Origin of the sequence: Brachyspira sp. G79, assembly GCF_002379365.1 — a bacterium.
In the GTDB taxonomy this organism is placed as follows: Bacteria; Spirochaetota; Brachyspiria; order Brachyspirales; family Brachyspiraceae; genus Brachyspira.
Genome location: NZ_JQIU01000008.1, coordinates 404,471 through 411,508, shown reverse-complemented (window position 1 = coordinate 411,508; position 7,038 = coordinate 404,471). Strand labels below are relative to the sequence as shown.

The window sequence follows — 7,038 nt, the reverse complement described above, 5'->3', positions numbered from 1 at the left end:
TTATTATATGTATAAGAAGAATTATTATCCAATTCCAAAGCCTTATTGAAATATTCTATAGACTCATCATACTTTTTTAGATTATATTTAGAAAGACCTATATTATAGTAAGCTTTTGAATAATTTTTATCTAATTCCAATACCTTATTAAAATCTTTTATTGCCTCTTCATAAAGACCTAGATCATTTTTTACTAAACCTATATTATTATATGTATGCACATTAGGAGATATTTCTATAGCCTTTATATAATTTTTTACAGCCTCTTCATAATTACCTAAATTATGATTAGCAAGGCCTATGTTATTATAAACCTGAATACAATTATTATCCAATTCCAGAGCCTTATTGTAATACTTAATAGCCTCTTTATAATTACCTAAGTTATGATTAACCAATCCCATATTATTATAAGCATGAACATAATTTGGATCTATACTTATAACCTTTTTAAAATCTTTAATAGCTTCATCATACATTCCCAAGCTACTCTTTGAAAGTCCTCTATTATTATAAAGTTCTACAATATCTCCGTAGTAAAAAATTAGTTTATCAAAATATTCTATAGATTTTTTATAATCACCGCAATTAAAAGCGTCATTCGCCAATTGTAATAAATCATCAAGATTACTCATAACAAATAGCTCCTAAAAAATCATTCATATTTTATAAAAATGATTTACTCAATATTAATAATAATTTTACTATATAGCAAAAAATGTTATATATATAAAAAATTGTATAGTAATTTGCAATTTTTGCAACAGTATTACTGTAAATAATATTGTCAAAAACTATTTTTATGAGCAATATATAATACTAAATTATTATTGAACTATTTTAATCTATCATATTTTACAATATTAATATTTATATCATTATAAATAAAACTTTTCAATATAATTGAATTAAATAAACTTTTATCTATTTCTGGAAAAAATCTATCGCAGTTATAATCCTTGTTTATGTGAGTAAGATAAATCCTATCAGCATAATCTAATGCCTTTTTATATATGGATTCCCCTCCTATAATAAATATTTGATTATATTTTTCTAGTAATAATTTAGATAAAGCATTTTCAAATGAAGTATCATAAAAAAGATTATCATATTTAAATTCATTGTTCAAACTAGAAGATATAACAATATTTTTTCTTTTTGGAAGCGGTTTGCATTCTAAAGATTCAAAAGTTACACGCCCCATAACAACAGGATATCCCGTAGTGGTAGTTCTAAAAAACTGCATATCTTCTTTTATGTGCCCCCAAGGCATAATACCATTCAAACCTATACCATTTTTTAAGTCAACCGCCGCAATTAATGAAACTATCAAACAGCTACCTCCCCTTTTATAGTAGGATAATATTTATACCCTTCTAGTCTAAAATCTTCATAAACATGGCTAAATATATTAGGACGATTCTCTATAAATAATTCTGTAGTATTCTCATAAGGCTCTCTTGAAAGCTGAAGTTTGACCTGTTCTATATGATTATTATAAATGTGAGCATCACCAAAAGTCATGATAAGTTCTGAAGCATAAAGTCCGCTATGCATAGCTAAAAGTCTTGTAAGTATAGCATACGAACTTATATTAAAAGGAACACCCAAAAATAAATCAGCAGAACGCTGATACAAATGTGCTATGATACCACCTTTATTATTAACCGAAAACTGACACATCATATGACAAGGCGGAAGATGCATTTTATCAATCTCTCCAACATTCCAAGCGTTCAAAATATTTCTTCTGCTTGTAGGATTATTTCTTAATGTGTTTACTATATTTGATATCTGATCTATTTTATTTCCTTCTTTAGTCTCCCAAGCTCTCCACTGTTTACCATATACAGGACCAAGCTCTCCCATATCATCAGCCCATTCGTCCCATATATGTACATTGTTTTCAATTAAAAATTTTATATTGGTAGAACCTTGTAAAAACCATAATAATTCTATAATGACACCTTTCATAAATACTCTTTTTGTAGTTATAATAGGTATTTTATTTCCTTCAAATTTAAATCTTAATTGAGGTCCGAATATTCTTCTTGTACCAACTCCAGTTCTATCTAAAGTTTCCTCACCTTCTTCTAATACTCTTTTTAATAATTCTAAATAGTTTTTCATACAAAATCCTAGTTTATAAGTTCTAATTGATTATATTATAATATTAGGAAATAATTATACATGTTTAAGAGATTTTATCAATATATACAAAATAACATGTTCTTATTAAGCAAGAGGAATTATATATTAATATAAAACCTCCTGATTAATAAAAATTATACAAATTAAATTTATTTTGATTTGGAAGATATTATTCTTATTATCTCAAGCGTTGTTTGTAAACTTTTATGAAATGAAGATATAGGCAGAAACTCGTATATAGAGTGAAAATTATGAGCTCCTGTAAAATAATTAGGTGTTAAAAGACCCTTAACTGATAATGCAGAACCATCTGTACCACCACGCATTGATATAGTCTTTGGCTCTATATTAAGATTTTTCATAGCCTCATAAATAACATCTATAGGAAATCTATCATCTTTAATAGAGTCGGCAATATTAGCGTAAACATCTTCTATAGTTAATGATATTCTTGCTCTAGGTTCTAATTTTTGATATTTTTCAACTGCTTCTTTTATTTTATTTTTTTTCTGTTCATAAAGTTCTTTACTATGATCTCTTATATTAAGTTTTAATGATGCATTTCTTTGATTTCCGCTTATTCCCTGAACCCAAATATAACCTTCTTTTTTCTCAGTACATTCTGGAGTAGATTTTCTGTCAAACTCATTAGCTATATCAATGGCTATAAGTATAGGATTAACCAAAACACCTTTAGCACTCATAGGGTGGGCAGTTACGCCCTCTATATCTATAGAAGCACTTCCAGCATTGAAAGTTTCATACACTACCTCCCCTATTTCACAGGAATCTATAGTATACGCAAAATCGGGCTTAAATACATTCAAATCCAGTGCCTTAGAACCAATTAATCCTATTTCTTCATCTGGTACAAAAGCTATATATATGTCGCCATGCTCAGAATTATTATCTTTTATATATTTTAATGCTGACATCACTGTAGATATTGCCGCCTTATTATCAGCACCTAATACACTAGTACCATCTGAAAATATAATATTATCATTAATGTATTTTTTTATTTCTGGGTGCTCTGAAACCCTAAAGATTATATTTTTTTCTTTATTTAAACATAAATCCTCACCTTCAAATTTTAATATCTGAGGGTGAACATCTCCTGTAAGTCCAACATCCACGGTATCAAGATGAGCAACAAAACCTATAGAATATATATTGTCTTTATTTTTGGGAAGTAAAGCTGTAACTATAGCATTATCATTTACAACTACATCTTTTAATCCCAAAGCTTTTAAATCCTCTGCTAATACTTTAGCAAGTTTCATCTGACCTTCTGAACTTGGAATTGTATTTGCTCCTGCTGCACTTTGACTTGGTATTGAAACGTATTTAAAAAAGCTATCTATTTGAAATTTTTTAATATCATCATTTAACATATTGATTTTACCTCTTATTTGTAAATTTATTTAAATATTTTAATTAACTGGCGGATACACATAACCGCTATTAAAACCTATAGGTATATTTAATGCCCAGAATATATAAAGCATTATCATAAGTACAACAAGCAAACCTATACTAAATGGAAGCATCATAGAAGATAATGTTCCTACACCTGTTTTTTTACAATATTTTTGACAGTAAGATATTATTAAAGGATAAAATGCAAACATAGGAGTAACAACATTAATAGCTGAATCGCTGACTCTAAATGCTGCCTGAGTAAGTTCTGGAGATATACCTACCGCCATAAGCATTGGTACAAATATAGGTGCTAATATAGCCCATTTTGATGAAGCTGAAGTTATTAACAAATTCAATATAGCTGTAAGCAAAGTTATACCTGCTATGGTTATTTGAGGAGCCATATTTAATGACTTCAAGAATTCGGCACCTGCTATGGCTATTAATGTACCTACATTAGAGTTACCGAAAACATATAAGAATTGAGCACAAAAAAATGAGAAAGTTAAAAATGAAGCTAAGTTCTTAACACTTCCAGCCATAGCCATACTAAAATCTTTTGTTGTTTTAAATTTATTAGTAAGTTTTCCGTATATATATCCGGGTATAACCAAAAATAAAAAAAGTATAGGTACTATTGCCTGCATAACTGGAGCATCTGGAGTCGTCAAGCTGCCATTTGGAGACCTTAATAAAGAATTCTTTGGTACAAGCAAAACTATCAAAATAACAAACATTAATATCAAAACTGCAAATGCTATTTTAAAAGCTCTGTTTTCTTCTTTTGTTATTGAAGAAATACTAGTATCTTCAGGTTTAACCCCTTCATCAATAGGCATTGTTTTCCATAAAAAAGGCTCCACTATTTTATCCGTAATAAACCAGCATACCAAAATAACAGCAAATGTAGATGATACGCTTAAAAAATAATTACACAAAACATTAACAGTATATGTAGGGTCTATAAGTCTTGCTGCACCTTGCGTAAAACCCTGCATTATAGGGTCTATTGTAGAAGGTGTGTAACTTGCTGAAAAGCCTCCAGCAAGCCCTGCAAATGATGCTGCAATTCCTGCTAAAGGGTGTCTTCCCACAGCAAAAAACATTATAGAAGCTATGGGCATTAATATAACATAAGAAGAATCTGAAGTTATATGGCTTACTACAGATATAAATATTATAGCTGGTGCTATTGCTTTTTTTGGTATTATTGCTAGAAGTTTAATAAGTATCATTCTAATAAAACCGCTTCCTTCAGCAACTCCTATACCAAGTGTAGCAACAACAGTAATTCCTAAAGGAGGAAAACTTACAAAATTAGCTGTCATCTTAGTTATAAATTTAGTAAGTTCCGAAGGTGCAAGCATGTTTATAATCTTTATTTGCTCGCCTGTTGTAGGGTGAAAATAATTAAAAGTAAAATGAGATAATATCCATGATACTATAAGCATTATAAAAAATGCTATTAAAAATAAAATAGTTATGTCTGGAAGTTTATTTCCTACTGCCTCAATAATATTCAAAAAACTTTCAAACTTATTAGATTTTTTTACTGCATTCCCATCACTTTGCATAAAAAACTCCTATAAAAAATATTTCTGTTATAGTTTAGAAAAATAATTTTACAATATATATTTCATAAAAATTATTTATTAATACTCATTAATATAAAAAACAATAAAAAAATAATTGCCCATATATAAAAAAATAGTTTTAGAATAAAAAATTATAAATAAAAAATAATTTCTAAAAAATAAACAGACTTAAATATTATACAATAAAAATTATAATCATCAATACTTTTTATAGAAATTAGAAAAATAATAACTATAGTTTAGTGAACAGGTGGATACACATACCCGCTATTAAATCCTATAGGTATATTTAAAGCCCAAAATACATAAAGCATTATCATTAATGCAATAAGAAGCCCTATTGAATATGGTATCATCATAGAAGACAATGTTCCAACTCCTGTTTTCTTACAATATTTTTGACAATAAGAAATTATTAAAGGGTAAAATGAAAACATAGGAGTAACTATATTTATAGCAGAATCACTAACTCCATATGAAGCCTGAGTAAGTTCTGGAGATATACCCACAGCCATAAGCATTGGAACAAGTACTGGTGCTAATATAGCCCATTTTGATGATGCAGAGCTTATTAATATATTTAAAACACCAGTTAGAAAAATAACTCCTGCTATAGTTATTTGCGGAGGCATATTTAAAGATTTTAAAAATTCAGCTCCAGATATAGCCATTAAAGTTCCTACATTTGAAGTTCCAAACATGTATAAAAACTGAGCACAAAAAAATGCAAAAGTTAAAAATGAAGACAGATTTTTTAAACTTTCAGCCATAGCATAACTGAAATCTCTTGAGGTTTTAAATTTATTAGATAATTTACCATATACAGAACCAGGTATTACTAAAAATAAAAAGATAATAGGTACTATTGCCTGCATAACTGGAGCATCTGGAGTTGTTAATTGTCCGTCAGGCGATCTTAGTAAAGAATTTTTTGGTATGAGCAAAATAACTAAAAGTATCAACATGGATATCAATACAATAAAAGCTGCAATAAAAGCTTTATTTTCTTCTTTTGTTATAGAAGAAATGCTAGCGTCTTCAGGCTTAACCCCTTCATCAATAGGCATTGTTTTCCACAAAAAAGGCTCTACTATTTTATCAGTAATAAACCAGTATACTAAAACAACAGCAAAAGTTGATAAAAAACTAAAAAAATAATTACATAAAACATTAACATTATAAGTAGGATCCATAAGTCTGGCAGCATTTTGGGTAAATCCCTGCATTATAGGATCTATTATAGAAGGAGTATAACTAGCTGAATGTCCGCCTGCAAGTCCTGCAAATGAAGCTGCAATTCCTGCTAAAGGATGTTTTCCAAAAACAAAAAACATTGTAGCTGCTACAGGCATTAATATGACATAAGCAGAATCAGAACTTATATGGCTTAATATAGATATAACCATAACAGCAGGAGTTACAGCCTTTCTAGGTATTATACTAGATAATTTAATAATAACCATTCTAATAAATCCGCTGCCATTAGCAACACCTATAGCCAAAGTACCTACAAGAGTAATACCCAAAGGGGGGAATGTTATAAAATTTTCTGTAATCTTAGTTATAAATTTAGCTAATTCTGCTAGGGAAAGCATATTAATAATGACTATTCTCTCTCCTGTTGTAGGGTGAAAATAATTAAAAGTAAAATGAGATAATATCCAAGAAAGAAAAATCATTATAAAAAAAGCTATTAAAAATAATATAGTTATGTCTGGAAGTTTATTACCAAATACTTCAACAGCATTTAAAAAACGTTCAAATCTATTGGTCTTATTCATTACTTTGGTATTTCCTAACATATAATCCTCATAATTATTAATATTATATGATAAACAATATAAACCATGAAAAATAAAATATAAACATA

General features: G+C 28.5%; 6 protein-coding genes. All 6 read right to left on the bottom strand.

Annotation, left to right across the window (positions count from 1 at the left end):
• On the bottom strand, positions 1-635 hold a 635-nt coding region (locus KQ44_RS03440; protein WP_143277869.1), incomplete at its 3' end, for a tetratricopeptide repeat protein.
• Between the two features lie 200 nt (positions 636-835).
• Positions 836-1,333: a dihydrofolate reductase gene (locus KQ44_RS03435; protein ID WP_096736250.1), complete on the bottom strand. Its 498-nt coding sequence runs from the start codon at positions 1,331-1,333 to the stop codon at positions 836-838.
• Positions 1,330-2,130, bottom strand: a complete 801-nt coding sequence (locus KQ44_RS03430; RefSeq protein ID WP_096736249.1) for a thymidylate synthase — start codon at positions 2,128-2,130, stop codon at positions 1,330-1,332. The genes KQ44_RS03435 and KQ44_RS03430 overlap by 4 nt, the downstream gene beginning before the upstream one ends.
• Positions 2,131-2,300: 170 nt before the next feature.
• Positions 2,301-3,545: a peptidase T gene (pepT, locus tag KQ44_RS03425; RefSeq protein ID WP_096736248.1), complete on the bottom strand. Its 1,245-nt coding sequence runs from the start codon at positions 3,543-3,545 to the stop codon at positions 2,301-2,303.
• A gap of 39 nt (positions 3,546-3,584) precedes the next feature.
• A complete protein-coding gene (locus KQ44_RS03420) occupies positions 3,585-5,147 on the bottom strand; it encodes an AbgT family transporter (RefSeq protein WP_096736247.1) in 1,563 nt (520 codons plus the stop codon).
• A gap of 260 nt (positions 5,148-5,407) precedes the next feature.
• Positions 5,408-6,949: an AbgT family transporter gene (locus KQ44_RS03415; protein ID WP_240516457.1), complete on the bottom strand. Its 1,542-nt coding sequence runs from the start codon at positions 6,947-6,949 to the stop codon at positions 5,408-5,410.
• Positions 6,950-7,038: the final 89 nt, after the last annotated feature.

Bases quoted from the DNA above. Each gene is read 5' to 3' on its own strand.
- KQ44_RS03420 (WP_096736247.1), bottom strand. From the start codon at position 5,147: ATGCAAAGTGATGGGAATGCAGTAAAAAAATCTAATAAGTTTGAAAGT.
- pepT (WP_096736248.1), bottom strand. From the start codon at position 3,545: ATGTTAAATGATGATATTAAAAAATTTCAAATAGATAGCTTTTTTAAA.
- KQ44_RS03415 (WP_240516457.1), bottom strand. From the start codon at position 6,949: ATGAATAAGACCAATAGATTTGAACGTTTTTTAAATGCTGTTGAAGTA.
- KQ44_RS03430 (WP_096736249.1), bottom strand. From the start codon at position 2,130: ATGAAAAACTATTTAGAATTATTAAAAAGAGTATTAGAAGAAGGTGAG.